The sequence below is a fragment of the Bacillus sp. AFS002410 genome (genome assembly GCF_002556365.1).
Classification (GTDB): Bacteria; Bacillota; Bacilli; order Bacillales; family Bacillaceae_G; genus Gottfriedia.
The window spans coordinates 215,407-239,702 of sequence record NZ_NUEU01000002.1; the positions used below are offsets into that span (position 1 = coordinate 215,407).

A 24,296-nucleotide genomic window follows, 5' to 3' on the forward strand; every position below is an offset into this window, starting at 1 on the left:
TGAAGTGTGAACTGAAATGAATGTTGCTAATATTTTGAGGAGTACTTTTAGGGTGGTAACGTTAGGAAAAGTGAAATAAGTCTCTTGCTATATCCTAATCTTGAGTAGTTTGCACTTTCAAAAATAGAAATCAACATTCTTCTTTCATTGATATTTAGTCACATTATTTAATCAATAAAAATAAAATTAGTGTTTATAAGAGTAGGACGTGATACATATGTCTTTTGACGGACTTTTTACAGGAGCTATGACCAATGAAGTAGCTTCTAAACTAACAACTGGTAGAATATCAAAAATAGTACAACCAAGTAACTATGAAGTACTTCTAACCGTGAGAGCAAACGGGGCAAATTACAAACTTTTATTAAGTGCTCATCCTAGCTACGCAAGATTCCATTTTACAAATCATAACTACGATACCCCTTCAGAACCATCAATGTTTACAATGCTTTTAAGAAAGCATTTAAATGGTGGATTCATTGAAAGTATTACGCAATTAGAGCGCGAGCGAATTGTTAACATAAAAGTTCGTAGTAGAAATGAAATTGGTGATGAACAATACAGAACTTTAATCATTGAATTAATGGGTAGACATAGTAATATCATTTTAATTGATGAAGAAAGACAAATGATTTTGGATAGTATTAAGCATGTACCGATGGCTGTTAACCGTCATCGAATTGTACAACCAGGAGCAACTTATATTTCTCCACCTCAACAAGAAAAACTAGATCCATTCCAAGTAATATCTGAAGATGAATTTAATAAACTAATCAATCAAAATGATGAGACACCCGCACAAGCAATCGTTCAAAATTTCTCTGGAATCTCACCATTACTTGCAAATGAAATTGTCTTTTTAGGAACTACAAATGTCTATGATTCATTTAAAACAATCATGAATGAAATCCAATTGGAAAAGTTTACGCCTTCACTTTTCCGCTTAGAAACAAAAGAACTTTTTTATTTCATAAATTTATCTCACTTAAAAGCTGAGCAAACTGTTTTCCCATCTTTAAGTGAGCTCTTAGATGTTTATTACTTCGGTAAGGCTGAACGTGACCGAGTGAAACAGCAAAGCGGAGATTTAGAAAAATTATTACAAAATGAACTAACAAAAAACAAGAAAAAAATTAAAAAGCTACGTAATAGTCTTGAAGATACTGATAAAGCAGATAAAATTCAATTACAAGGCGAATTACTCACAGCAAATATGTACGCAATGCAAAAAGGCATGAAAGAAATCGAAGTAGTTAATTACTATGACGAAAACGGTGGCACAATGGTCATACCTTTATCACCATTAAAAACACCATCTGAAAATGCACAAGCTTATTTCACAAAATACACTAAGCTTAAAAATTCAGTAACACATATCGAAGAACAAATTAAACTAACAACCGAAGAAAATGACTATTTAGAAACAGTTATTCAACAAATCGAATCTGCCTCCCCACGTGATTTGGAAGAAATCCGAGAAGAACTAGTGGAGACTGGTTATATAAGAAAGAAAAAATCGAAAAAAGCACAAAAGTCGAATAAACAGAAAGTTACGTTAGATGAATACATCTCTTCTACTGGTGAACAACTATTAGTAGGGAAAAACAATAAACAAAATGAATATTTAACGAATAAACTTGCAAGTAGAGACGAACTTTGGTTTCACACAAAAGATATCCCTGGCTCACATGTAGTCATTCGTGCTAAGGATCCAAGTGAAAATGCCATAAAGGAAGCTGCTATTATCGCTGCATATTTTAGCAAAGCTCGCCAATCAAGCTCGGTACCAGTTGACTACACTGAAATTCGCCACGTAAAAAAACCAAGTGGCTCAAAACCAGGTTTTGTTATATACGAACAAAACAATACTGTGTATGTGACTCCTGATGAGGAACTCGTTTTAAAATTGAAGAAATAAAAAGTTTATACTTCTTGGGTAGAGAAAAATCGAACTTAATTATTCAAATGACAGACCAGATAGTAAACTATAGGTCTGTCATTTTTATTGTCAAATAAGTTAGGTACCGATTTATAGTGAATTCGGATGATAATACCTATGCGATTTTCTTAGTAAATTCTAAAATTAAGATAACTAACAACTATTTAAAGTATAAAAACATGGTCCACAAAAGTTTTTAAACTAAATGATTTTCGCATTTAAGATACAGTAAATCGGAGGCAAGATATGGATATTTCCGAGTATTTGGAGGAATTACAAACAGATTTAATAAAGAAATATAAAAATATCGAGAATAATAATCGCATGATGAAAAAATTCAAATGATTTGTATATAAGAAGCGATCTACCAAAATTGTCATAGATAAGAGATTTAATTTCGAATTTCGCTAAGTAAAGGTTAATTGTTAAGTTCTAAATTGTATACTTTTTTATAAAAGAAGTTGATTGGAACGAAAGGGTGCTCGACTCCTATGGGAAATGCGGGAATGCTCAGGTCTCGCCCCATGGAAAGCGAGAATCCTGTAGTGGAAATCAACCTCATTTAACTTCATTTACATTGACAGGTTCTTTTTAACAGCATGCAAAGCCAAAGTCACATTGTAATATTTCTATTAAGCTTTTAATAAAGTAAAAATAAAATTACTTTTGGAGTCTACATTATGAAATATAATAAAGATCAAATTCATTTATTAGTAGTAATTGGATTCACGATTTTGCAATTTTTCTTGCAGCTGTCAGAAAATATGTTCTTCGCTTTGATTTGCATTTATACATTAGTAGCATTAATTTTCATAGAAAAAAATTCTGTTCAATCAATTTATAAATATATTATTTTTATTATGTTTCTCTTTTTAATTCATATGTTACTTTCATAATCTAACGAAATTTAAACATATTTACTTATTTATTTGCATTTTATCATTTTTTCTAAAAAGTAATGATCCTAAAAATAGGACAAGTCCAACACAAAAACCAACAATTAAGTTTGTAAAAATTTCATCTTCTCTTATATATTTAATGATTAAATATACAGCAAAAAACAGCATCGTAATGACACCGAAATACATTAATACATCTTTTACTTTAACCATTTATTCATAGTCACTCCTTTCCAATTAGTAAAAAGATAGACAATAACAATTATTCGTTAAGTATCAACAGTAGTCCTATATTTAAAAATAGTCATTCAAAAAAAAGATAAGCTAACTAAAGCTTATCTTTCATTTTGTAAATAGTTTAACGCCTTTTGTGTCTTTTCAATATAGTCTTGATCATTGTTTGAACACATAAATTTTATATTTTTTTGACCAGATTCAGATAACTGGTCTTTTTCACCAAGTAATTGGATTAATCTTTTTACTGTACCATTACTTCCATCAACGATTTGAATATCTTCAGGTAAAATCTTTTTTAATATGTTTTTATAAAACGGATAATGGGTACAGCCTAGAACGATCGTTCCATACTGCTCAATCTTAAATAATGAAAGTTTACTTTTAAAATAATCAATCATTAGATCTTCATCAAAGTTTAATTCCTCACAATAATGAACAAGCTCTGGTAATGGAAGTGAGTCTACAATACTAAGGTCGTCCACTCTTGAAATAAGCTCATTATATTTTGTTTGCTTTAACGTTAGTGGCGTAGCAAACACTAATACTCGCTTTCCAGTTGTTCTGTTCATTTCAACGGCTGGTTTTACAGCCGGCTCCATACCGATAATTGGAAAGTCATACAATTCTCTTAATTCATTTACTGCAATACTTGTCGCCGTATTACAAGCAATCACTAGTGCTTTCACATCTTCTTTAATAATCATTTCAACTGATTTTTTTACAAATGCACTTACCTCTTCTTTAGACTTAGTCCCATATGGAACGTGAAGCGTATCTGCAAAATATAAAAATTCTTCATTTGGTAATTTTTTTAGTGCCTCATTTAAGACAGTTAACCCACCAATTCCTGAGTCAAAAAAAGCTATTCTCATTTTAATTCACCTAATAATTTTAATTTAATGAAGTCTTTTGTGAATATGTCTACAAATAATAACATTCCCTTATAAGGACAAAATTCACAAATATCTAATACTAAATTAACCTAATTATGGTAGAATGTAAACTTTTCAGAAAATAATTAACTCGACTCAATAGCACGTTTACTCGTACTGGTTGATTTTCTGTTCTTATCGTAATCAATTAAATTTCTCCCTTCAAACTATTTTTAATTAAATTATTTCAATCCTACCAAAATTATCTTTATAATAAAGTACATGGTTCAAGATCAAATACAAGGTGGTAAATTAAATGCAAGATGAATTACTTAAAATTTTTGATGAATCTGGTAAACATATAGGAGTAGCACCTCGAAGTGAAGTACATAAAAAAGGATTATGGCACGAAACTTTTCATTGTTGGTTACTTAGTGTAGAAAATGAACAAGCTTCAATCTATTTTCAAATTCGTAGCCACAACAAAAAAGATTATCCGAACTTATTTGATATTACGGCTGCTGGTCACTTATTATTTACTGAAACAGTTGAAGATGGTTTAAGAGAAGTTAAAGAGGAACTTGGAATAGAAGTAAAAATGGATGATGTGATCTCTCTTGGCATTATAAAAAATTCAATTATTTTAGAAACAATTATCGATCATGAATTAAGTCATGTATTTTTACTAAAAAGCGATAAACCTTTTACTAATTTCAATCTTCAAAAAGAAGAAGTCTCTGGGATCGTGAAAGCTGACTTTAATCATTTTTATCAGTTCGCCCATGGTTTAAGAGATACAATTTTAGTTGAAGGATTTCAAATAACTGAAGCTGATGAAAAAATTTCGATTCAAAAAGCTGTAGATAAAAATCAGTTTGTTTCCCACGAAAATAATTATCTTATTGATGTAGTTGAATTAATTAATAAACAACTTAAAAATTATTAAGTAAAAAAAGCAGTCTCAGGAAGTCTAATATAGACGATAGAGACTGCTTTTTTCATATTTTTACTAAATGTTTATAAACCGTAAAACGATGAGCACCCATTTCTTTTACAAAAAAGAAATAAAGTCTACTATTTTGTTCGGTAACCTCTTGACGCTTGCTTTCATTAGTTTTACACACTTATTACATTTTCTCCGGTTTCAGCTTCTCTTTTAAATAGTCTTGAATATACACCTTCAATTTCTAATAACGAGTGATGCGTACCTTCTTCAACTACTTTCCCGTTCTCTAGTACAACAATTCGATCGGCTGTTAATACTGTAGATAATCGATGTGAAATCACGATTACAGATTGTTTAGATTTTCGCTTTTGAATTGCTTCATTTATTTGTAATTCAGTAATTGGGTCTAAAGCTGAACTTGCTTCATCTAAAATTAGAATTGGAGAGTTTTTAACTAATGCTCTTGCTAAAGATAATCTTTGTTTTTGACCACCAGATAAAAGTGCACCACGTTCACCAATTGACGATTCTAATCCATTTGGTAAGGAACTAAGATAGTCAGATAATCCACTATCGTTCAAAGCCTGAATCATCGCTTCATTTGTCACTAAATCATTTCCTATTCGAATATTATCAGCTAAGCTTCCATTACGAAGCTGTACATCCTGGGAAACAAATGCAATCGATTCACGTAACCACTTAGCATTTGCTTTATCAATCGGTAATCCATCTACTTCGATTGTTCCATCATTTAAAGGATAGAAACCTAATAACAAGTCTACTATTGTTGATTTCCCAGCACCACTAGGTCCTACTACAGCAACTGCTTCTCCTGGTTTCACATGGAATGACAACCCATTTAACACAAATTCTTCCTTCGTAGGATAAGCAAACTTTACATCTTTAAATTCAATTAATCCATTAACAGAATTTAGACACTCTCCTTCTTGTACTTCAAATTGAGAAACTGCCTCTGCTAATAATTTTTCAGATCGATCTAATGCTGGACCGGTTCTTCTGACAGATAACCAGTTTCTTAACATTCTTTGAATTTCATTAGCTGCAATTGTTACAAGTCCCCCCGCAGTGTACATTTGACCAGTTGTTATTTGATCATTTGAAATGAGTAGTACACTTATGAAATAGACTGCCGCTAAAGCAAAGCCATTATAACTACCAATTACAACGATTGATTGCATTCTTGCTTTTAATTCAATAATCGATTCCTTTATAAAGGATTTACGAATTTCAGTCACACTTTGAATCTCATAATCTGTTGCACCTAGAATTCTTGAAAGCTGAATACCTGTTACTGATTCACGTAATCTTTCTAAATAACGTGAAGCCTCTGTTCTTGCTTTAGCGGATGCAATTCTAGTACGTGCTCCGACTTTGTTTGAAGTCCAGTAAAATAATACACCTAGTACAACACTAGTAATCATTAAATAAGGATTAATCCAAAGTAATACAATACTATAAATAAAAACGCCTTGCACGGAAGCCATAAAAGTAGAGCCTTCCCATGCTAAAAAATTGTGAAGTGTATCTGGATCGTCAGAAACTCTGGCTAATAATTCTCCAGATTTTGATTGATGAAAATATGAATAAGGCAATATTTGCAAATGTTTAAATAAGCGTAACTTTTGCCAATTCGTAACGGATTTAGCAATATGATGACAAAAGTACTCGTCAATGACCATTAAAATTAAATCAAGTATCGCCGCAATAACAAGTAACCACATTAATCCCCATAGCAGTGCATTATCGTGATTAGGAAGAATATGATCTATTAACCAGCCTGTTCCTAATGTTGGAATTAATGCCGCACAAATTTGACTTAAAGCAATGACAAACGAATCTGCAAATACCCATTTTTTATGAGGTTTTAAAAAGTTAATGACTCGTTTTCCATCGCCTATTTTTTTTGAATTATTTTGCATCATACAGCACTCTCCTTTTCAAGTTCACTGTATTGTGCCATATATAATTGATAGTACTGACCTTTTAGTGATAGTAATTCTTCATGAGTACCTTGTTCAGCAATACAACCTCGGTCTAATAACAAAATACAATCTGTCTCTTTTACTGTCACAAGTCGATGTGCGATTGTAATTGTTGTTCGACCTGGAATCAATTTTTCAAGTGATGATTGAACCTTCTCTTCCGTTTCTCCATCTAATGATGAAGTAGCCTCATCGAAAATTAAGACTGGTGGATGACGAAGAATTGCTCTAGCAAGTGCAACGCGTTGTCTCTGACCACCTGATAATTTTAACCCTCTTTCACCAACAATCGTTTCAAAACCATCCTGTAATGATTCAACTAAATCAGATAAATCTGCTGCTTCAACAGCTAAACTCAGTTCTTCATCTGTTGCATTTGGTTTCGCGTATAGTAAATTTTGTTTTAATGTATTATTTAATAGGAAAGTTTCCTGTGATACAACGCCGATATTTTTGCGTAATGATTGATAATCATGAGTAGATAAATCTTTGTTATCAACTGTAATAGTTCCTGAAGAAGGCTGATATAAACCAAGTAATAACTGAATTAACGTGCTTTTTCCCCCTCCACTAGTACCAACAATTCCAATATGTTGACCAGCTTTAATCGAGAAAGAAATATCTTTTAATACTTCATCTGTTGAGTTAGGATAAGTAAATCGAACATTTTCCACTTCGATATCCCCATTTACCTCACCAAATTTCGGTAAATCGTCAGGCTGTTCTGCAGGTAAATCAAAATACTCATAAATTCTTTGTAGTGCAGGAATAGCTTGTTGAATCGTTAATGCATTTTCTGCTAATGAGCGAACTGGCATAAACATTGTTGGTATAAATCCTAGTACAGCAATTAATGTACCAACCGTAATTTCGTGCTGCCAGATCGAATAGCCACCCATTAACATAATGACTCCTGGCGCACCGTTATTAAACACATTTCCTAAACGCCAATTTACTTTCCCTATTAAGGCCAAACGAATCGCAAACCTTTTCCAAACAGTCAGCTTATCTTCTATTTTTTTATTTTCTTTATCCTGCGTTTGGAATGTACGTACTAGACGGACAGATTCAATACTTTCCTGTGTATGATTATATAAATCAGCACTCATATCACGAGCAATAGCACCCATTTTTCGAACCTTTTTACCAATCATAAAAGAAGGAACTAAATAAATTGCAAAAACGATCAACATGACAACAGCAGCTGGCCAATACAATGGAAAAACCGCTATAAATGCTGCAATCGCCGCAATTACTTGTTGTATAAAACGAGGAATAACTGTATTATTTAAGTTCTGCACCGACTCAACATCGTGCGTCAAGCGATATAACATATCACCTCGAGGTGTAGTCGAAAAAAAAGCCATCGGAGCTTTTTGAAGCTTCGTAAATGCACGTAATTGCATATCTGTTATTACGTCTAAACCAATCTTTACTTGAATGAATTCTTGTAAAGATTCAAACCCAACTTTAAATAAGAATGAGAACATGATCCCAAGAATTAAATATAATATAACTTTAGAATCTGGACCGCCTACAATTTCATCGACTATTTTACCAGTCAAAATCGGCGGAATAATTGCAAACGCCCCAGCAATTAATGAACAAACAAATGCAACCAATAAAACTTTCCAATATGGTTTAAAATGATTAACTGTTTCGATTAATATCTTCATCTATTGCATCCCCCTAACCTGTAACATTTTACAATATTTTCGAACTATTTTCACTATTAAAATTTTTACCAGTATTAAGGTAACTTATTTTTAAAAGTAAAGGATGAGATTTTTATCGATTAGTAAGAAATCCCAGGACAATTTCCCTACTATCCTAGTGCCCCATACTTTTATTTTTAACTGACCCTACATTCATTCTAATCTTTCAATCCATCAATTTCTTCATTAAATAGACTGAATCTTCATACTCGATTAAGCTTATAAACATTAAAAAAATCTACAACTTAAGTCGTAGATTTATTCGCTTCATTTAATTTGAATTCTAAAAATTGTTGAGATTTTCCTTTTGGAATACTTAAACTAGTAAATTTCTCATTTTTTATTTGCTTAGAAATATAAACAATTTGACCAATATGGTAACCGTAATGACTTATTTGCCTATGTATTGCCTGTAACACGGTATGTTCTTCACCACGTATTTTAACCGTTTTTAGTACATCCTCTTCTTTTAAACTCTCAATTGTGTTAAAAACAACATTCCACCCTTTATTCCAATCAGTTAATAGGTCATCTTTAGATTTGTAATTGCCCTCAAATTCAACATCACGATTTCTCCATGGTTTTTCACCATCTGTCGTCATAAAATCTGTAAATCTCGAGATCATATTACCACTTAAATGCTTAACAATAATGGAAATACTATTCGATTCACTAGTTGGATGCCAATGAAGCTCCTCATTATCCAACTGATCTATAGAACGATCACCTAGCTTTTTTATTCCTTGGAATTCTTTTAAACTATTTGAAAGAAATTGTTTTGCGATTGACATACATGCCCCTCCAATTCAATAGTTTCATTCTCTTCAATTGTATGAAAAGTATAAAAACTTATTAATTAATAAATCAAATATTTTGATTTATCTATTTTAAAATAATTAGACATTTAATCCATCATCAAATGTTAATAAATCCTATTTTATTATATATAAAACAGCGTTAGTAAACTGAAATAAACCATTTGTGTTCTTTTAATACTTCATCATTAATTAGAATCTTTAAATTTTTTTGATTTATTTCCGTATTTTTAAATTAATTACAAAATGTTACATTTTTAGTGTATAATTTATATTTGTATTAAAATTTGATTAAAGGGGAAATTTTATGTCTATTTTACAAAAACAAGATCTCTCATCTGAAGATTTACAGCTTTTAAGTTCAGAAATGACTAAGAAGAAGAAGTCATCTGGAGCAACATGGATATTATGGTTATTTTTAGGCAGTATGGGTGGACACCGTTTTTATTTAGGTAAAACAGGTTCTGCTGTTGCAATGTTACTAACATTAGGTGGTTTAGGAATTTGGACATTAATTGATTTATTCTTAATCAATGGAATGATCAAGAACACAAATGAAAAAATTGAAAATGAAATCATTTCTGAAATTCGTTTAATTAAAAATGCTAAGAAAAATTCAGAAATCGCTTCTGCTAAGGAGTAATTTTCATGATTAAATTCAAAAGTAATCTTAATAAAAAAGATCTTACTTTAGAAGAACTTGGATTTTTAGAAACAGAAATGTTGAAAAAAATGAAAAACAAAGAAGCTGCTTGGGGTTTATGGGCAGGACTTCATTTTTGGGGAGCACATCGTTTCTATACTGAAGACTTTAAATATGGTAGTGCAATGTTTTTATCAATCATGTTACCTTTAACTGCAATTATTATTTTATTATACAATGATACAATTAATTTATTATTTTATATTTTTCTAGGTTTAACAGCATGCTCCTTATTGTGGAGCTGGATCGATGCATTCTTCTTGAATACAAGAATAAATGATTTCAATGAGACGGTTGAACAGTCTATTTTGGATCATATTCGAGAAACTAGAAATGCTTAAGAGTAAAAAATGAAACAAGTAAAAATTTAGTGATAGATATTTATAGGACATTACACATTTTATTTGGAATAAATGTGTAATGTCCTTTTATGTAACTAGTACATTGTGTTAGTTTCATAGTAAGAAGTCGATTAAGGTGGTCTCTAATTAGTCGTAGTAGTTAGTAAAATAAAGAATCTATTCATTTTAATTAAACAGTTGCTCTTACAATGTAACGAGAAAAAGTAATTGGTAACCCATCTTTAGTAGCATTTTGTTCAAATATTTGTTTTACTTTCGAATAATTTTCTTCAATTAAACTCTTATATATTATTGGTTTTTGTCCAAAACAGCGTAGTTTAAAAACATCATTAGGTGTGTGCAAAAATTCAATACTTTTCACAATTTGAATCTCGAAATAAGCATATCTGCCAAGATTAAGTTTTTCCTTTAAATTATCTAAAATTGGTGTTCCTTCAGAATTGGATTCAAATAGATTAGGAAATAACAAGGGTAATTCAGATCCTAAATTATCACCAGGGTGAAGCCCAAGAATTTTCCCACCATTTTTTACTACACGATTCAGTTCGAGATATGCAGTTGTAGGTCCTTTTCGATTGTATGCACAATCAAATTCACCCGATTCAAAAGGCAGGCCATCTTTAATATTACCAACCACAAAAAATACGTTTTGTTTTTTGTTCTTATTTCCATTTTTAATGAAATCCTCTGTTACATCAAAACCCACAATTTCTTTAGCAATTGAACTACAAATAAGAGTGAATTCCCCGTGTCCGCATCCGACATCTAACACCCTTTTATTAACGATCATTTGTGTAACTTCTTCTATAAAATTAGTCTCTACGTTTGGCTCTGTTAGTGTGGAATCCCAAGTATAGGAGTATTCTCCATATAAGTTAGCAAGTTGCTTATACCACTCAATAGAATGTGGTGCTACCCAATCCATATGAGTTGTAGGATCAATTAGTTTCATAAAAAGTAGACCTCCTTTATACATATACCGAATTAGATAATATTCCTTACTGTAATAGAAATACCTTCTTTTATTTAGTAAATCTAAATTGAACTAAAATGCAATATAGCGAATAGAGGATGAGCAATTAACGGTTTTCATAGAATAAGGAATTATATGTTTTATGCTACTTCACTTTAACAGAACCTAGTTTTATATTTAATAGTTCAACATGCTAGTAAGACGTTCATTTTATGCGATTATGTACGTGTTTTTAAATTGCTTAAAATTTATATTTATTATCAAGCAGGAATTTAGATTAAAAAAATCTAAGAATTATACTAAATAAACTAACAATTATTGGATATTTTTACTAGAAAAGGAGCGTTTATATGAAACAATCGACTTATATTTTTACTGCATTAATCCTTGGAATATCAATAGTATCTGCTGCAATCCTGTTTAATCATACTGTAACAACTACTGTAAAAGATATTACGTTGTTACAACAAAAAGTAATTTCACCTAATACCTTAATGACAAAAAAGGACCTATCTAAATATTTAAATATTAGTGTGGATTCAATTGACAAAATAATTGAAGAAGATGTCATTTCGAAAGCAAGAGCATCAGAAAGTGGTGCCTATGACAGGTATCAGTTTATACCTTATTTAAAAATCGATGACCAAGAAAGATTTATTAAAAGTGAGATAGACAAATGGTTAAGGTATAAGACTAATGGAAGTGAATCATAAAATTGAGGGGCTAATTAAAAAGAAAAAACTTAAATGTGTGTAAAAGACTGTTGCGTTTTTAAATACGCAAAAAAGTAAATAAAGTAAGCTATTAATCTTTAATTCTCTGAAAGCAAAAATTAAAGTTCTAATCTTATCATTTATTAGCAGGATTATCAGTAAACCGTTGTGTATTAGAAAGACCTTATATATATTTAAAGTACAACATGACAAAGCCCACGCTCATATTTCGTTGGATTTACTTATGCATTATTAAGGAGGATAAATGATGGAAGAAATAATTGAAAAAGCAATACAAGATGTTTACCCAGATGATTTCGCTTGGTGTTATGGATGCGGTCGATTAAATAAAGATGGTCACCATCTTCGAACTGGTTGGCAAGGTGATAATACGGTTACGGTCTTTACACCTGAATCAAAATACATAGGAATTCCAGGTTTTATTTATGGTGGGCTAATTGCCTCATTAATTGATTGCCACGGGTCAGGGTCTGCCGCACTTGCTTTACACCGTAAGAATGGGAATGAAATTGGTGATGGATCAATTCCACCTAGATTTGTTACTGCTAAACTCAATGTGGAATTTGTAGCTCCAACTCCACAAGATGTACCACTAAAAGCAATTGGAACTGTCGAAGAAATCCATCCTAAAAGATGGAAAGTTCATACAGAACTATTTGCAAACGATATTCTTTGTGCTCGCGGAGAGGTAGTTCTCGTTGTAATGCCTAGTACATTTATCAAATAAAAAAACTACATCTTTTCAAACCACAAATATGAAAAAGCTAAGAGAAGGCCTCTTAGCTTTTTTAAATTTAGGAAAGTGGCTTGTTAAACTAATTTTCTTAAATAACTCCTAATAAAGATCATTGTCACTGATCGAATAGATGCTTATGACTATTTTACATTTGTCCTCTCAGTTCCATAAAAAAAGACCACCGAAGTAGTCGATTCATAGACAAAATTATTATTAAATATTTGTAAACAAACTTAACAAGTACTTATAATAATCAAATGATATCGAACTTTCATTATGATGGATGACTATGCTCTTCTGTTTATTAAACGAAGAGTCTCGTTGCCAATTCGATAATTTGGCCAATTGATTAATATTAGGTCTTGTAACTGAATTTGTCAGGTAGGCTGAGCGGAATGCTCCTGGTCTTCTCATTCTATTTAGATTAAAAATTATTTGCTCAGCTGGCATGATCCCTAATCCGTGCCCGAAAAACGTACCATCTCCTAAAACAACGGCATTTTCTCCTCTCCACTCAGGGGTTAGAAAAGAAAAATCTGGATTATTAAAATATACGACATCTCCAGGAATAATAGGGGCATATTGTGCACTTATTCCTAAGTCAGGATCAGCGTGCCAGCCATATAAATAGATGTTTTGAAAAATTTGATTAAATAGGTTTTCACCAATAAGATTTAGGACCGCATTGTAAAAGATAATGACCATTGCCGTTGCGCATTCAAAAGCATAATATGGACTGTTAATGAAAATATCTTTAATCGCGTCAGAAGGTTTCACACCTTGCCTTAATAGAAACCCTCCGGTACCCATTAATTGCCAGTACATTGGATTACATCGAGATTTTGCAAATACTGCAAAATTTATCCTACTTTGATACATAGCTCTTGCACTTAAAATGATATTATTTCGCAAAATACTTTCAAACTCATTAATCGATCGATATTCATGTTCTGTTTGATCTTCATTTATCCGTTGAATTAACATTTTAACAACACTGTCTGATGGTCCTGTGTCAGTTTGTTGAATGGACGTCCCCGAAAAATGATCCATAATATACCTCTTTTCAACATCAAGTATTAATTTCCATATACACCCATCATATTCAAACAACGCTTAGAAGTGTATATTCGCCGAGGACCGTCCCAGTGGTACTTTTTTGTTTAGCACAAATTTAAATAGTAACTGAAGCTTCAATGAAAAGTTAGTCATGAATAACGTCACAGTTGCTCCTTATCATCTTGTTTAACACACGCATTCTGTTCACATAATAAGATTATTTTATTTATTATTACCGTTGAGCGACAACAGCTGCTATTTCTCCTAAGATTGTAATTTCAAATCCAAAATTATTATAAAAATGGAGCCATTTTGTGTGAGATTGTACAATTTTAATTACTTTTCCTACTGTTTATTTGTTTTCCACACATTCTTTATCAAACTATTTCATATTTCTTCGAGCTTTTCTAGAACTTATTTGCACTTTTGAACTTTTTGTTTGCAGTTTTTATGATTTTAATTGCACTTTTGATATTTTTATTTGCACTTTCACCTTTTTTATTTGCACCTCTTTTTTTATTTGCACTCCTCACTGTTTTAATTGCAGCCCCCACCATTTTATTTGCACTTTCACCTTTTTTATTTGCACCTCTTTTTTTATTTGCATTCCTCTCTCATTTAATTGCAGCCCCCACCATTTTATTTGCACTTTCGCCTTTTTTATTTGCATCTCTTGTATATTTGCACTCCTCTCAAATTTAATTGCAGCTCCCATCATTTTATTTGCACTTTCTTCCTATCTAAAATTTCAGCAAAAAACAAACAAAAAAAGATGACTTCAAAAAAGTCATCTTTCCTACTCTAAGTATTAAACTTCTACAGTCATCCAACTAGCATCTTGTGGATTTTTTCTCCATGCTGTTAGTTTTGCTACGTGTTCTTCTTCGATTGAGCCTTGTTCTTTTGCTACTTCAACTAAAGTGTCATAGTCAGTTAGTGAGTCATATGTTACGTCATTTGCAGTGAATTTTTCAACCGCTGCTGGTAGATTGTAAGTAAAGATTGATACTACTCCTAAAACTTCGCAACCTGCTTCGCGAAGAGCATCAACGCATGTAATTACGCTGCCGCCAGTTGAGATTAAGTCTTCTACTACAACTACTTTTTGTCCAGTTTGGATTGGGCCTTCGATTTGATTTCCTTTGCCGTGTCCTTTTGCTGAGCTACGTACATATACCATTGGTAATTCCATTAAATCACTTGTCCATGCTGCGTGAGGAATACCTGCAGTTGCAGTTCCTGCGATTACATCTACGTTACCAAATTTAGTTTGAATTAATTCTACTAAACCTTTTGCAATGTTTTTGCGAATTTCTGGATAGCCAAGAGTTAGGCGATTATCACAATAGATTGGAGATTTGATTCCTGATGCCCAAGTAAATGGATTTTCAGGTTGAAGGCTTACTGCCCCAATGCTTAGTAAGTTTGCTGCGATATTTTTTTTCATATTGTTACGCCCTCCCATTGTGCTACTATTTCTTCATATGCTTCTACTGGATTTTCGCTTTTTGTAATACTGCGTCCTACTACAATATAGCTACTTCCTAATTGTCTAGCTTTCGCTGGTGTTGTTACACGTACTTGATCGTCTACACTATTGTCTGCTAGACGAATGCCAGGTGTTACAGTGATAAAGTCGCCTTCTACTGCTGCTTTTACTAACTCTACATCTAGTGGAGAGCAGACTACACCATCTAGTCCACTTTCTTCTGTAATAGCAGCATAAAGTTTAATTGAATCCTTTAATGATGAAAGTCCTTGTTCGTGGATTACTTGCTCTTCTGATGTGCTTGTAAGTTGTGTTACAGCAATTAGTAGAGGTCTTTTTTTACCGGCAGGCGTGCCTTCTTCTAGTCCTTCTAATGCTGCTTTCATCATTTTCGTTCCACCAGCTGCATGGACATTCGTCATATCGACTTCTAAAGATGCGATATTTTTCATTGCATGTTTTACTGTATTTGGAATATCATGAAGCTTCAAATCTAAGAAGATTTGATGTCCTAATTCTTTTAGTTCCGTAATGATCGCTGGACCCTCTTTGTAAAATAACTCCATCCCTACCTTTACATATAGAGACTGTTGAAATTTTTTTACAAAATTCATAACTTCATCTTTTGATGAAAAATCAAGCGCGATGACCACTTGTGATGACATGTTGTTTCCAGCTCCTTCCAATACATTCTTCAATCGACTGATATCCATATTTGTGTAGTACTTCTGGTAGTTCTTCAATGATAGTTGGACAAGCGAATGGATCAACAAAGTTTGCCGTTCCTACACCGATTGCACTTGCTCCTGCTAGGAAAAATTCTAGTGCATCTTCTGCGTTCATAACGCCACCCATTCCGATAATCGGGATGTTTACTACTTGACTTACATCATGAATCATTCGAATTGCTACTGGTTTAATTGCAGGACCAGATAATCCACCAGTTTTATTTGCAAGAATCGGTTTTCCCGTTCTTAAATCTAGTCTCATTCCTAGTAATGTATTGATCATTGTTAAACCATCTGCACCTGCATTTTCAATTGCTTTTGCGATCTCAACAATGTTCGTTACATTAGGTGATAATTTTACGTAAAGCGGAACTTCGCTTACTTCTTTAACTTTCTTTGTCACTTCTGCCGCTGTTGCTGCATCTGTTCCAAATGCAATCCCACCACATTTTACATTTGGACAAGAGATGTTTAATTCTAATGCTTTTACATTACTTACTTTTGATATTTCTTTAGCAACTTTTACGTAGTCTTCTATAGTAGATCCAGCAATATTTGCTACGATCGGTACATCATAATTTGATAACCATTTTAATTCTTCGTTAATTACTTTTTCTAAACCAGGGTTTTGAAGTCCGATTGCATTTAACATCCCCGCTTGCGTTTCAGCTACACGAGGTGTTTCATTTCCGTATCTTGTTTCAACTGTTGTTGCTTTTATCATAATCGCTCCAAGAATGCTTAGATCGTATAGATTTGCAAACTCTCTACCAAAACCGAAGCAACCAGAAGCTGGCATAATAGGATTTTTTAAATCTAAGCCAGGAAGTTTTGTTTGTAATGAAATCATAGTACTACCTCCTCAGCTTGGAATACTGGTCCATCGCTACAAATTTTACGATATGAACCGTCTTCAGTATGGCATACACATGCGAAACAAGCGCCAATTCCACAGCCCATGCGTTCTTCAAGTGATATAAAGCCATCTTTCATACCTTTATACTGCTGTTGTAATGCTTTTAACATTACTGTTGGACCACATGCAAAGTATTGATCAAATTGAAGTCCTTTTTCACGAATTACATCTGTTACGAATCCTTTCGTACCTAAAGTTCCATCTACTGTTGCCATGTAAGTTGGACCTAATTCTGAGAACTCTTTTTCATAAAAAGCTACATTGCTTGATGCAAATCCTAGTACATGAATGACATTTACACCACGTGCTTTAAATTGCTTAGAAAGTTCATACATTGGAGGTACTCCAATTCCACCACCAACAAGTAGTGCTGTATCTCCTTCTGAAAGAGTTTCAACATCATACCCATGACCTAGAGGACCTAATACATCAACCTGTTGTCCAACGCTTGCTTCTTTTAAAAGTTTTGTTCCTTCACCTTCTGCGCGGAATATCATCGTGAACTCACTTTTCTCTTTGTCGATCGAACATATACTGATTGGTCTTCTTAATAGTGGTGTTAGTCCACCAGTCACTTTTATATGGACGAACTGCCCAGGAGAGTGCATCTCCTGAACAAGTTCACCTTTTAATGTCATTTCGACAATTTGATGGGCAATTTCTCTGTTTGAGACAATTGTCATGAGTTCTTTTTTTATCATACTAATACGCCAGCCTTCATTTCTTTGTTTGTTAGAGCAGCAGTTGAGAATGTTAAGCTTTCAATTACTGATAGAATCGCAGTTGCTGTATCTAGTGAAGTTAAGCAAACAACTCCATTTTCAACTGATTCACGGCGAATTCTGAAACCATCACGAGCTGGTTTTTTACCTTTTGTTAAAGTGTTGATAACAAACTGTGCATCTCCGCGCTTAATCATGTCTAGCATATTGTCTTCATGCTCATTAATTTTATTTACTGCTTTAACTGGTACACCGTGGTTTTCTAAATGATTTTTAGTTCCTTCTGTACCGAATACTGTAAATCCAATTTCATGGAAGCGTTTTGCGATATCTACTACTTCTTCTTTATCTTTATCAGCTACTGTAATGATAACTGATCCGTGAGTTGGGATTTGCATTCCAGCAGCTATTAATGCTTTGTATAATGCTTTTTGAAGACTTACATCTTTACCCATTACTTCTCCTGTTGATTTCATTTCAGGGCCTAATGTTATATCTACTGAGCGTAGTTTAGCGAAAGAGAACACTGGTGCTTTTACATAAACTTCATTTCCTTCTGGGTGATAGCCTGTTGCATATCCGAATGATGCTAATGTTTGACCAAGAATTACTTTCGTTGCAATATTCGCCATTGGTACATTTGTAATTTTACTTAAGAATGGTACTGTACGGCTTGATCTTGGGTTTACTTCTAGTACGAATACTTCATCTTTATCTGTTACAACAAACTGGATGTTTAGTAACCCTTTGATATTTAAGCCTTTTGCTAGTTTAATTGTGTATTCGATTAATTTTTGTTTCGCAGCATCTGATACATTTTGTGTTGGATATACTGCGATTGAATCTCCAGAGTGAACTCCAGCTCGTTCGATATGCTCCATAATACCTGGGATGTATACATCGATTCCATCTGAAATTGCATCTACTTCAATTTCTTTACCAGTTAGGTAACGGTCAACTAGTACTGGGTGTTCTGGATTAATTTTTACTGCATTTTGCATGTAGTGAAGAATTTCTTCACGGTGATATACAATCTCCATTGCACGCCCACCTAGTACATACGATGGTCTTACTAATACTGGGTAACCAATTTCATCAGCGATTGCCGCTGCTTCTTCAGGTGTCATTGCTGTTTTACCTAGAGGTTGTGGTACACCTAATTGTTGAAGTGCCTCTTCAAACTTGTCACGGTCTTCTGCACGATCTAAATCTTCTAGTGAAGTTCCAAGAATTTTTACACCACGTTCTACTAATTTAGCTGCTAGGTTAATTGCTGTTTGACCACCGAATTGTACGACTACACCCATTGGTTTTTCTAAATCGATAATGTGCATTACGTCTTCAATCGTTAAAGGCTCGAAATAAAGTTTGTCTGAGATACTGAAGTCAGTTGAAACTGTTTCTGGGTTGTTGTTGATGATGATTGCTTCGTATCCAGCTTCTTTAATTGCTCTTACACAATGTACTGTTGCATAGTCAAATTCAATACCTTGACCGATTCGAATTGGACCAGATCCTAGTACTACTACACTTGTTTTATCCGTTACGATTGATTCGTTTTCGATTTCATATGTTCCGTAGAAGTATGGAGTTGTAGATTCAAACTCAGCAGAACATGTATCAACCATTTTATATACTGGAACGATTTGATTTTGTTTTCTAAAGTCGTAAATTTCTCTATTTGTTGCATTCCATTTCGCTGCGATGTAATCATCACTGAAGCCCATTTTCTTAGCTTTTAAAAGTACATCTAGTTCAAAATGGTTTTCTTCAATTTGTTTTTCCATTTTAATGATGTTTTCAATTTTGTGTAGGAAGAAGAAATCAATTTTTGTAATTGAGTGTATTTCTTCTAATGTCATACCAGTTCTCATTGCTTCAGCAACAATGTATAATCTTTCATCGTCAGCTTTTGCCATGCGAGCAATCTTTTCTTCTTTAGACAGTTCTTTTACTGCGTTAAGTTCGATGTGACTTACTCCTAATTCTAGTGAGCGAACCGCTTTTAATAATGACTCTTCAAGTGTTCTACCGATCGCCATTACTTCTCCAGTTGCTTTCATTTGTGTTCCTAACTGACGGTTTGCAGTTTCGAACTTATCAAATGGCCAACGTGGAATTTTTGATACAATATAGTCTAATGCTGGCTCGAAGCAAGCATAAGTTTTCTTTGTAACTGGGTTAATCATTTCATCTAGTGTTAAGCCTACTGCGATTTTCGCTGCTAATTTTGCAATCGGGTAACCTGTTGCTTTTGAAGCTAGTGCACTTGAACGTGATACACGTGGGTTTACTTCGATTACATAGTATTGGAAGCTATCCGCATCTAGTGCAAGCTGTACGTTACATCCACCTTCGATTCCTAGTGCACGAATGATTTTTAATGATACATTTCGTAGCATTTGATATTCGCGGTCACTTAATGTTTGAGATGGAGCTACTACGATTGAATCTCCTGTATGAACACCAACTGGGTCGATGTTTTCCATGTTACATACTACAATCGCATGGTCATTTGCATCGCGCATTACTTCATACTCAATTTCTTTGAAACCAGCGATACTTTTTTCTAATAAACATTGTGTTACTGGGCTATTTTTTAATCCACTTGCTACGATTTCTTTTAAATCTTCTTCATCATTACAAATTCCTCCGCCTGTTCCTCCAAGAGTAAAGGCAGGTCTTACGATAACTGGGTAGCCAATTTCTGCTACGAAGTCATATGCTTCTTCTAAAGTATGGATGATTACACTTTCTGGTACTGGCTCGTTTAAGTCGTTCATTAACGTTCTGAATAGATCGCGGTCTTCTGCACGGTTAATCGCTTCTAGAGTTGTTCCTAATATTTTTACTCCACACTCTTTTAATACGCCAGATTTATCTAATTCTACCGCTAGATTAAGTCCTGTTTGACCACCTAATGTCGGTAATAGTGCATCTGGGCGTTCTTTACGAATGATTCGACTAACGAAATCTACTGTTAGTGGCTCGATGTATACTTTATCTGCTGTTTGTACATCTGTCATAATTGTTGCAGGGTTTGAGTTTACAAGAATTACTTTGTATCCTTCTTCTTTCAATGCCTGACAAGCCTGAGTTCCAGCATAGTCAAATTCTGCTGCTTGACCGATTATGATTGGTCCTGATCCGATTACTAAGATTGTTTTTATGTCTACGCGTTTTGGCATTGTAAGTTCCCCTCTCTCTTCTGTGCTTCCATCATGCTAATAAATTCGTCAAATAAGTAGTTTGCATCTTCAGGTCCTGGTGATGCTTCTGGGTGATATTGTACTGTGAAAGCTGGGTATTTCTTGTGTTTAAGTCCTTCTACTGTTCCATCATTTAATGCAACATGTGTTACTTCTAAGTCAGTTCCTTCAATTGACTCTGTTTCTACAGCATAACCGTGGTTTTGTGAAGTGATTGCTACTTTTCCTGTTTCTAAATGCTTAACTGGATGGTTAGCTCCACGGTGTCCGAATTTAAGTTTTGAAGTATTTCCTCCATTTGCTAGAGCGAATAATTGGTGACCTAAGCAAATTCCGAATAATGGTACTTTACCAACTACTTCTTTAATCATTTCGATTGCTACTTGAACATCTTTTGGATCTCCAGGTCCATTACTTAACATAATTCCATCTGGAGCTAGTAAGAATATTTCTTTTGCCGATACATTATAAGGCACAACTGTAACGTCACATTTACGATTTGTTAATTCTCTTAAGATACCGTGTTTCATACCGAAATCTACTAAAACCACTCGGTGTCCTCTACCTGGACTTCTATATGGTTTGTGTGTAGAAACTCGCTCTACATGATTTGTGAATAACGGTGTGTTTGCTAATTCTGCAACTACTTCATCAACATTTGCTTCCATGCTGCAGAACTTACCTTTCATCGTTCCAACTTCACGTAACTTTTTCGTTAACATACGTGTATCGATTCCTGCTAGACCTGGGATTCCTTTGTCTTTACAGTATTGATCTAAGCTCATTTTGTTTCGGAAATTTGATGGGTGCTCAGCATATTCCTTTACAATTAAGCCGTGAACTGCTGGTACGATACTTTCAAAATCCTCTAAATTGATTCCGTAGTTACCTACTAATGGGTAAGTGAATGTTACGATTTGTCCACAGTAAGATGGGTCAGTTAATACTTCTTGATATCCTGTCATACCTGTTGTAAATACTATTTCTCCTGTTGTTTCAACTTCGCTACCAAATCCTTCTCCTACAAAAACTGTACCGTCTTCTAATATTAATTGACGCATCATACTGTTAGTTCCTCTCTTTCATATACTAATTTGCCATTTACCATTGTCATTACCGGCCAACCTTTACAATTCCAGCCATCAAATGGTGTGTTTTTACCTTTTGAAAGGAATGTTGTTGAATCGATTTCCTCTTCTAACTCTAAGTCGATTACAGTTAAGTCTGCCACCGCTCCAACTTCAATTTTTCCTCTGTTTAAGTTAAAAACTTCAGCAGGTTTAGTTGTTAAAAAGTTGATTAATTGCTGTAATGTCATTTTCCCTGTTTCAACAAAGTGTGTGTTTAATAATGGAAATGCTGTTTCTAATCCTACAATTCCAAATGGTGCTAATTGCATTCCTTGTGCTTTTTCCTCAGCTGTATGAGGTGCATGATCTGTTGCAATCATGTCGATTGTTCCATCCATTAATCCTTCAATTAATGCGTCTCTGTCGATTGCACTTCTTAAAGGTGGATTCATTTTGAAATTTGTATCTAAGCCTGGGATATCATCTTCACAAAGAATTAAATGGTGTGGAGAAACCTCAGCAGTTACATTTATACCAGCTCGTTTAGCATCGCGTACTACTCTTACTGATTCTTTTGTACTGATATGGCAAACATGATAATGACATCCTGTAGCTTCAGCTAGTAAAACATCTCGAGCAATTTGAACACTTTCACAAATTGAAGGGATTCCATTTAAGCCATTTTCTTTTGAAAACTTGCCTTCGTGAACACAACCTTTTTGAATTAGTGTGTTTTCTTCACAGTGTGCAACGATTGATACGTTTAGCTCTGCAGCTTTTTGCATTGCTTTGTACATCATTTCAGCAGATTGAACTCCTACACCATCATCTGTGAAAGCAAATGCTCCATTTTCTTTTAAGCCTTCAAAGTCTGTTTGCTCTTCACCAGCTTGTCGTATTGTAATTGATGCATATGGTAATACGTTTACAACTGCTGTTTCTTCTATTTTCTTATTTAAAGCTGTTAAGTGTTCGATTGTATCTGGTACTGGACGAGTATTTGGCATTGCTGCAATTGATGTAAATCCACCTCTTGCTGCTGCTTTGGTACCTGTTTCGATTGTCTCCTTATGTTCACCACCTGGCTCGCGAAGATGAACATGAACATCTATTAAACCGGCTGAAAGTAATTTGCCGTTTAACTCAATTTGTACTGCATCTTCATCAACGATTGTTTCAGCGATCACTGAAATTTTTCCATTAACGACTAATACGTCTCTATTTAGAAGTTCACCATTTTCTTGTAAGATGACACCGTTTTTAAACAAGTACTTCATTTTTCATCTCTCCCCATACTGTTGGTAAGGCTCTTTTTAAAACAGCCATTCGTACATATACACCATTTTCCATTTGCTTAAAGATTCTTGATCGCTCGCACTCTACTAATTCACTCGCAATTTCTACATCTCGATTAAATGGAGCTGGATGCATGATGATACTATTAGGTTTCATTTTTGCTTCTCTTTCAATTGTTAGTCCATGGTTTTGTAAGTAATTTTCCATTATGTGATTAGTTTTTCCGTCATGCCTTTCATGCTGTACTCTCAGTAGCATCATCACATCAACTTCTTCAACTAATTCGTCTAAATTTTTATATGTTCCATAAGTATTTTTATCGTCTTTCCATTCATCTGGACTTGCGAAGTATACTTTTGCTCCAAGTCTCGTTAGTGCTTCAGCATTAGAGCGAGCAACTCTTGAATGTCTTAAGTCCCCAGCTATTGCTACTTTTAATCCTTCAAAGCTACCAAATTCTTGTTTGATTGTTAGTAAGTCAAGTAAGCATTGTGTTGGGTGATTTCCACATCCATCGCCGGCATTCAGGATTGGCATTCCAGCATCTTTAATTTCTTGAAAATACTCGTCTTCAGTGTGACGTATTACAACTGCTTCAACTCCAATTGCTTGAAGTGTTTTAACTGTGTCATATAAAGTTTCACCTTTTTGAATACTTGAGCTTTCAACAGCTAAGTTAATGACCTCAAGACCAAGTTTCTTCTGTGCTACTTCAAAACTGAAGCGAGTTCTCGTACTATTCTCAAAAAACAAATTTGCAACAAATGTCTGACGTTTCAGGCTACTTATTTCTCCATTTGCAAAGTTTTGAGCTTGGTTTAGCAAATCTTGAATTTCTTCTATTGTTAAATCAGACATGGTTAATAAATGATTCAT

At 33.7% G+C, this 24,296-nt stretch carries 23 protein-coding genes; 7 read left to right on the forward strand and 16 right to left on the reverse strand.

The window, feature by feature from the left end; genetic code table 11:
• Positions 1-217: 217 nt before the first annotated feature.
• Together CN692_RS02990 and CN692_RS02995 are read left to right on the forward strand one after the other, a co-directional pair.
• A complete protein-coding gene (locus tag CN692_RS02990; protein WP_098117551.1) occupies positions 218-1,918 on the forward strand; it encodes an Rqc2 family fibronectin-binding protein in 1,701 nt (566 codons plus the stop codon).
• A gap of 701 nt (positions 1,919-2,619) precedes the next feature.
• Complete coding sequence (locus CN692_RS02995) at positions 2,620-2,835, forward strand: hypothetical protein (RefSeq protein WP_098117553.1); 216 nt, start codon at positions 2,620-2,622, stop codon at positions 2,833-2,835.
• 21 nt (positions 2,836-2,856) lie between these two features.
• On the opposite strand, the gene CN692_RS03000 is transcribed toward CN692_RS02995, so the two are convergent.
• Entirely contained in the window at positions 2,857-3,051 is a 195-nt protein-coding gene (locus CN692_RS03000; RefSeq protein WP_098117554.1) for a hypothetical protein, read from the reverse strand.
• 122 nt (positions 3,052-3,173) lie between these two features.
• Positions 3,174-3,947, reverse strand: a complete 774-nt coding sequence (gene murI / locus CN692_RS03005) for a glutamate racemase (protein ID WP_098117556.1) — start codon at positions 3,945-3,947, stop codon at positions 3,174-3,176.
• A 316-nt stretch (positions 3,948-4,263) separates the two neighbouring features.
• Between murI and CN692_RS03010 the strand changes: the two genes are divergently transcribed.
• Positions 4,264-4,893: an NUDIX hydrolase gene (locus tag CN692_RS03010; RefSeq protein WP_098117558.1), complete on the forward strand. Its 630-nt coding sequence runs from the start codon at positions 4,264-4,266 to the stop codon at positions 4,891-4,893.
• A gap of 170 nt (positions 4,894-5,063) precedes the next feature.
• Here CN692_RS03010 and CN692_RS03015 read toward each other — a convergent pair whose 3' ends face one another.
• The 3 genes from CN692_RS03015 to CN692_RS03025 all read right to left on the reverse strand — a co-directional run bounded on the left by CN692_RS03015 (position 5,064) and on the right by CN692_RS03025 (position 9,402).
• On the reverse strand, positions 5,064-6,836 hold the full coding sequence (locus CN692_RS03015; RefSeq protein WP_098117560.1) for an ABC transporter ATP-binding protein: 1,773 nt from the start codon (positions 6,834-6,836) through the stop codon (positions 5,064-5,066).
• Positions 6,833-8,572 carry an ABC transporter ATP-binding protein gene (locus tag CN692_RS03020; protein WP_098117562.1) on the reverse strand — a complete coding sequence of 580 codons (1,740 nt, stop codon included), beginning with the start codon at positions 8,570-8,572 and terminating at the stop codon, positions 6,833-6,835. Before CN692_RS03020 ends, CN692_RS03015 begins: the two co-directional genes overlap by 4 nt.
• 284 nt (positions 8,573-8,856) lie before the next feature.
• Positions 8,857-9,402 carry a DUF1572 family protein gene (locus CN692_RS03025; RefSeq protein WP_098117564.1) on the reverse strand — a complete coding sequence of 182 codons (546 nt, stop codon included), beginning with the start codon at positions 9,400-9,402 and terminating at the stop codon, positions 8,857-8,859.
• A gap of 331 nt (positions 9,403-9,733) precedes the next feature.
• On the opposite strand from CN692_RS03025, the gene CN692_RS03030 reads away from it, so the two are divergent.
• Together CN692_RS03030 and CN692_RS03035 are read left to right on the forward strand one after the other, a co-directional pair.
• Entirely contained in the window at positions 9,734-10,069 is a 336-nt protein-coding gene (locus CN692_RS03030; RefSeq protein WP_098117567.1) for a TM2 domain-containing protein, read from the forward strand.
• A 5-nt stretch (positions 10,070-10,074) separates the two neighbouring features.
• Entirely contained in the window at positions 10,075-10,470 is a 396-nt protein-coding gene (locus CN692_RS03035; RefSeq protein ID WP_098117569.1) for a hypothetical protein, read from the forward strand.
• A 190-nt stretch (positions 10,471-10,660) separates the two neighbouring features.
• Here the strand turns inward: CN692_RS03035 and CN692_RS03040 are convergent, their stop codons facing one another.
• The gene (locus CN692_RS03040; RefSeq protein ID WP_098117571.1) at positions 10,661-11,443 is read right to left on the reverse strand and encodes a class I SAM-dependent methyltransferase; all 783 of its coding nucleotides are present in this window, start codon (positions 11,441-11,443) and stop codon (positions 10,661-10,663) included.
• Positions 11,444-11,814: 371 nt separating this feature from the next.
• On the opposite strand from CN692_RS03040, the gene CN692_RS03045 reads away from it, so the two are divergent.
• Positions 11,815-12,177: a Clp protease ClpB gene (locus tag CN692_RS03045; RefSeq protein ID WP_098117573.1), complete on the forward strand. Its 363-nt coding sequence runs from the start codon at positions 11,815-11,817 to the stop codon at positions 12,175-12,177.
• 268 nt (positions 12,178-12,445) lie between these two features.
• Positions 12,446-12,925: a PaaI family thioesterase gene (locus CN692_RS03050; RefSeq protein ID WP_098117575.1), complete on the forward strand. Its 480-nt coding sequence runs from the start codon at positions 12,446-12,448 to the stop codon at positions 12,923-12,925.
• Positions 12,926-13,147: 222 nt separating this feature from the next.
• On the opposite strand, the gene CN692_RS03055 is transcribed toward CN692_RS03050, so the two are convergent.
• The 10 genes from CN692_RS03055 to CN692_RS03100 form a co-directional block, all read right to left on the reverse strand.
• Positions 13,148-13,984 (reverse strand): protein-glutamine gamma-glutamyltransferase, encoded by an 837-nt coding sequence (locus CN692_RS03055; protein WP_098117577.1) that lies wholly within the window; start codon positions 13,982-13,984, stop codon positions 13,148-13,150.
• 535 nt (positions 13,985-14,519) lie between these two features.
• Entirely contained in the window at positions 14,520-14,708 is a 189-nt protein-coding gene (locus CN692_RS03060) for a hypothetical protein (protein ID WP_098117579.1), read from the reverse strand.
• Positions 14,709-14,798: 90 nt separating this feature from the next.
• The gene (pyrE, locus tag CN692_RS03065) at positions 14,799-15,437 is read right to left on the reverse strand and encodes an orotate phosphoribosyltransferase (protein WP_098117581.1); all 639 of its coding nucleotides are present in this window, start codon (positions 15,435-15,437) and stop codon (positions 14,799-14,801) included.
• Positions 15,434-16,144: an orotidine-5'-phosphate decarboxylase gene (gene pyrF / locus CN692_RS03070; RefSeq protein WP_098117583.1), complete on the reverse strand. Its 711-nt coding sequence runs from the start codon at positions 16,142-16,144 to the stop codon at positions 15,434-15,436. Before pyrF ends, pyrE begins: the two co-directional genes overlap by 4 nt.
• On the reverse strand, positions 16,116-17,057 hold the full coding sequence (locus tag CN692_RS03075) for a dihydroorotate dehydrogenase (RefSeq protein ID WP_098117585.1): 942 nt from the start codon (positions 17,055-17,057) through the stop codon (positions 16,116-16,118). The genes pyrF and CN692_RS03075 overlap by 29 nt, the downstream gene beginning before the upstream one ends.
• The gene (locus tag CN692_RS03080) at positions 17,054-17,824 is read right to left on the reverse strand and encodes a dihydroorotate dehydrogenase electron transfer subunit (protein WP_098117587.1); all 771 of its coding nucleotides are present in this window, start codon (positions 17,822-17,824) and stop codon (positions 17,054-17,056) included. The genes CN692_RS03075 and CN692_RS03080 overlap by 4 nt, the downstream gene beginning before the upstream one ends.
• Positions 17,821-21,033, reverse strand: a complete 3,213-nt coding sequence (gene carB / locus CN692_RS03085; protein ID WP_098117589.1) for a carbamoyl-phosphate synthase large subunit — start codon at positions 21,031-21,033, stop codon at positions 17,821-17,823. The genes CN692_RS03080 and carB overlap by 4 nt, the downstream gene beginning before the upstream one ends.
• Positions 21,018-22,118, reverse strand: a complete 1,101-nt coding sequence (locus tag CN692_RS03090) for a carbamoyl phosphate synthase small subunit (RefSeq protein WP_098117591.1) — start codon at positions 22,116-22,118, stop codon at positions 21,018-21,020. Before CN692_RS03090 ends, carB begins: the two co-directional genes overlap by 16 nt.
• Complete coding sequence (locus CN692_RS03095; RefSeq protein ID WP_098117593.1) at positions 22,115-23,401, reverse strand: dihydroorotase; 1,287 nt, start codon at positions 23,399-23,401, stop codon at positions 22,115-22,117. Before CN692_RS03095 ends, CN692_RS03090 begins: the two co-directional genes overlap by 4 nt.
• Positions 23,385-24,296: an aspartate carbamoyltransferase catalytic subunit gene (locus tag CN692_RS03100; protein ID WP_098117595.1), complete on the reverse strand. Its 912-nt coding sequence runs from the start codon at positions 24,294-24,296 to the stop codon at positions 23,385-23,387. Before CN692_RS03100 ends, CN692_RS03095 begins: the two co-directional genes overlap by 17 nt.

Excerpts from the sequence above, each read along its gene's own strand:
- pyrE (WP_098117581.1), bottom strand. The coding sequence starts at position 15,437 with ATGAAAAAAAATATCGCAGCAAACTTACTAAGCATTGGGGCAGTAAGC.
- CN692_RS03080 (WP_098117587.1), bottom strand. The coding sequence starts at position 17,824 with ATGATAAAAAAAGAACTCATGACAATTGTCTCAAACAGAGAAATTGCC.
- CN692_RS03015 (WP_098117560.1), bottom strand. The coding sequence starts at position 6,836 with ATGATGCAAAATAATTCAAAAAAAATAGGCGATGGAAAACGAGTCATT.
- CN692_RS03100 (WP_098117595.1), bottom strand. The coding sequence starts at position 24,296 with ATGAATCATTTATTAACCATGTCTGATTTAACAATAGAAGAAATTCAA.
- CN692_RS02995 (WP_098117553.1), top strand. The coding sequence starts at position 2,620 with ATGAAATATAATAAAGATCAAATTCATTTATTAGTAGTAATTGGATTC.
- CN692_RS03030 (WP_098117567.1), top strand. The coding sequence starts at position 9,734 with ATGTCTATTTTACAAAAACAAGATCTCTCATCTGAAGATTTACAGCTT.
- CN692_RS03095 (WP_098117593.1), bottom strand. The coding sequence starts at position 23,401 with ATGAAGTACTTGTTTAAAAACGGTGTCATCTTACAAGAAAATGGTGAA.
- CN692_RS02990 (WP_098117551.1), top strand. The coding sequence starts at position 218 with ATGTCTTTTGACGGACTTTTTACAGGAGCTATGACCAATGAAGTAGCT.
- CN692_RS03060 (WP_098117579.1), bottom strand. The coding sequence starts at position 14,708 with ATGATGGGAGCTGCAATTAAATTTGAGAGGAGTGCAAATATACAAGAG.
- murI (WP_098117556.1), bottom strand. The coding sequence starts at position 3,947 with ATGAGAATAGCTTTTTTTGACTCAGGAATTGGTGGGTTAACTGTCTTA.
- pyrF (WP_098117583.1), bottom strand. The coding sequence starts at position 16,144 with ATGTCATCACAAGTGGTCATCGCGCTTGATTTTTCATCAAAAGATGAA.
- CN692_RS03010 (WP_098117558.1), top strand. The coding sequence starts at position 4,264 with ATGCAAGATGAATTACTTAAAATTTTTGATGAATCTGGTAAACATATA.
- CN692_RS03025 (WP_098117564.1), bottom strand. The coding sequence starts at position 9,402 with ATGTCAATCGCAAAACAATTTCTTTCAAATAGTTTAAAAGAATTCCAA.
- CN692_RS03000 (WP_098117554.1), bottom strand. The coding sequence starts at position 3,051 with ATGGTTAAAGTAAAAGATGTATTAATGTATTTCGGTGTCATTACGATG.
- CN692_RS03035 (WP_098117569.1), top strand. The coding sequence starts at position 10,075 with ATGATTAAATTCAAAAGTAATCTTAATAAAAAAGATCTTACTTTAGAA.
- CN692_RS03090 (WP_098117591.1), bottom strand. The coding sequence starts at position 22,118 with ATGATGCGTCAATTAATATTAGAAGACGGTACAGTTTTTGTAGGAGAA.
- CN692_RS03040 (WP_098117571.1), bottom strand. The coding sequence starts at position 11,443 with ATGAAACTAATTGATCCTACAACTCATATGGATTGGGTAGCACCACAT.
- CN692_RS03045 (WP_098117573.1), top strand. The coding sequence starts at position 11,815 with ATGAAACAATCGACTTATATTTTTACTGCATTAATCCTTGGAATATCA.
- carB (WP_098117589.1), bottom strand. The coding sequence starts at position 21,033 with ATGCCAAAACGCGTAGACATAAAAACAATCTTAGTAATCGGATCAGGA.
- CN692_RS03075 (WP_098117585.1), bottom strand. The coding sequence starts at position 17,057 with ATGATTTCATTACAAACAAAACTTCCTGGCTTAGATTTAAAAAATCCT.
- CN692_RS03055 (WP_098117577.1), bottom strand. The coding sequence starts at position 13,984 with ATGGATCATTTTTCGGGGACGTCCATTCAACAAACTGACACAGGACCA.
- CN692_RS03020 (WP_098117562.1), bottom strand. The coding sequence starts at position 8,572 with ATGAAGATATTAATCGAAACAGTTAATCATTTTAAACCATATTGGAAA.
- CN692_RS03050 (WP_098117575.1), top strand. The coding sequence starts at position 12,446 with ATGGAAGAAATAATTGAAAAAGCAATACAAGATGTTTACCCAGATGAT.